Origin of the sequence: Aliivibrio kagoshimensis, assembly GCF_050337105.1 — a bacterium.
Lineage (GTDB): Bacteria > Pseudomonadota > Gammaproteobacteria > Enterobacterales > Vibrionaceae > Aliivibrio_A > Aliivibrio_A kagoshimensis.
In genome coordinates this window covers 1-672 of the sequence record NZ_JAKJSQ010000168.1, presented here as the reverse complement: position 1 = coordinate 672, position 672 = coordinate 1, and the positions used below count along the sequence as shown (strand labels likewise).

At 36.6% G+C, this 672-nt stretch carries 1 rRNA gene; it reads left to right on the top strand.

Features of this window, described 5'->3' with window-relative positions:
• Nucleotides 1-572 precede the first annotated feature (572 nt).
• Nucleotides 573-672: ribosomal RNA gene (locus tag L4C32_RS20765) — 16S ribosomal RNA — on the top strand; the annotation flags it as partial.

Below are 672 nucleotides of genomic sequence, written 5' to 3'. Positions count from 1 at the left end.
ATTAATGACTAATTACCAATCAATCATTGTGACGCTCTTCAAATGTTGATTATTTAATCATAAATTATCGAATTGATGGATAATCATTCGATCAGAATTTAAATGATGAAAATAGCTTGCCATCACACTATTTCACTCTATAATCCCGCCTCGTTGACAGGATATGAACTTACACAAGTTTGAATGGTGTCAACATTTATACGGAAACGTTGAGGCATTAATAATAGTCACTTCATTATCAGTATAAATTGAATTATCCGGAAGGTTGAGATTAATATAAATTAACCCTTGACATTCCAAACGGTCAGCGTAGTATACGCGGCCTGACTCGGTGAAGCGCAAAGCGCTAACGCATTGAAGTCAAAGCTCTTTAACAATTTGACCATGCAATTTGTGTGGGCACTCGTGAATAGATTATCAAAAAATAATCTCAATGAACTGAGTGGCCTTAATCRATAAGTTTCGACTTATTGACACAGTCAAATCGTTCAAACGAAAGTTTGAACAAAATCAGTAATAATCATTGAGCGTTGTTTTCTCTTTTAGCAAGAGAARCAACAATGAAAAAACTTTAATTGAAGAGTTTGATCATGGCTCAGATTGAACGCTGGCGGCAGGCTTAACACATGCAAGTCGGGCGGAAACGATGATAGCTTGCTATCAGGCGTCGAG